At 58.4% G+C, this 1,546-nt stretch carries 1 protein-coding gene and 1 pseudogene; both read right to left on the reverse strand.

The window, feature by feature from the left end; all coding sequences use genetic code 11:
• Positions 1 to 1,025: O-antigen ligase domain-containing protein (locus tag EN991_RS35600; protein ID WP_245461170.1), on the reverse strand; the 1,025-nt coding region annotated here is incomplete at its 3' end.
• Positions 959 to 1,546 (reverse strand): annotated as a pseudogene (locus EN991_RS35605) (hypothetical protein); the annotation flags it as partial. The gene EN991_RS35600 and the pseudogene EN991_RS35605, both read right to left, overlap by 67 nt.

The following is a 1,546-nucleotide window of genomic DNA, read 5'->3' on the forward strand; positions in this document are numbered from 1 at the left end:
TCGTAAATCTGATAGACCTTCGGAAAACTCCCAAAGCCGACGCCCGTCGCCCAGTTCTCTTCAATTCCCGCGATCGTCGTGCGGGCAAATTCGGCCCGTCCAAAGGCCGGGTCAACCACTTCCGCATCGATCTTCGTCCACGCCCCGATCGTGTAGAGCGAAAGCCCGATGAAGACAGCGGGTATTCCATACCCGCCCAGCCTCGAGCGCGCGGACAGAAAGAGGACTGATACCATGGTGATCGCCAGCCCTATCAGAATACCGGCGCGCGAACCGGCGGCCAGAAGCAACAGCAGCAGCGTTATCAAGCCGAGCGACCCGGACAGAAGGTGCCCGCGAAACAGGCCGTAGTAGACAACGAAGGGAATGGAGACGAAGAGCAGAGCCGAAAAATGGTTCTGGTTGGCAAACAGTCCCGCATTGATCGTGAACGGCAACAAACCCTGTATGGCAACCGTATCGGAGAGCGAATACTGGATCGCCGCAGCCAGTCCGTTACAGATGACACCCATGAAAAAGAAGGGCAGAAGGCCGTAGACCTGATCTGGGCGCAAGCGGGTGACGCTCAGAAAGAATGCAGCCATCGCCACGAAATACAACAGACACTCGATCGTACGTCCCACGCCGACACTGACGAAACGCAGCCCGGTTTCACCGCTCAGCCACGGATTTGCAAGTAGAACCTCAGGCCGCAATCCGCTCAACAGGGCGGCGGGCAGCGGCACGATTTGAAAACAGAACACGGCAAGGCCCAGAGCAAGCAACCACAGGGCCGAGCGAGGGATGCCGCGTTCCGACGGCCTTGAAAAGACGGCCGCGGCCGAGACGATCGCCGCCACCTCGATCAGCGCTTCGGTGTAGAGACCGCTCGCGGTGCCGCCGCCAATCAGCACCGACAGGAAGAGAACCGACCCAAGCAGATATTTTTCCCATTCCGTGGACCGGGTTGACCGCTCTCTCAAGATGAAACTCTTTCGATGCTCAATTTGTGCATGACCAACGTGCCAACGTACCGAAATCGCCAACTCTCAGCGATGGCAGCTGTTTCCAGCCGCAACAATTGCATGGGACACGCGCTTGGTCCGATCGCGAAATCCAGGCTCAACTCCCGCCGATTGAACGTGCCTTCCGGAATGTCGAACCGAGCTATTTCGCCCGCCGGATCCGCGCATCTGATGGACCAGAACAGCTGCTTGGGCAGCTTCAGGTTTCTCGCGGAGGCGATCAGGGAAATCCTGTAGGAGCCGGGAGGCAGTTCGACATATTGCTGGAGCGCGGCGTTCTTCACCGGCGTATTCAGGAATCGGACAGTCGCTCCGCTATCGCCTTCGCCGACATCGCGCGCCCCGGCAAAGGTAATTTCCAGACCGGAGCGGTCGCGAACCTGCCAGTCGAATGGCTTGCCGCTGAGGATCTGTTCAAAGCCGCCGTTGAAAATGTATCCGGCCAGTGTCCGCTCCTGATCGGACAGACTGAACAGGAACAGCCGGTAAGCCGCCTCGTATTCCTTCTGCCTGATATATCCGTTGATTACGGCAGACAGTTC

Origin of the sequence: Mesorhizobium sp. M7A.F.Ca.US.005.03.2.1 (assembly GCF_003997795.1) — a bacterium.
Taxonomy (GTDB): domain Bacteria; phylum Pseudomonadota; class Alphaproteobacteria; order Rhizobiales; family Rhizobiaceae; genus Mesorhizobium; species Mesorhizobium ciceri.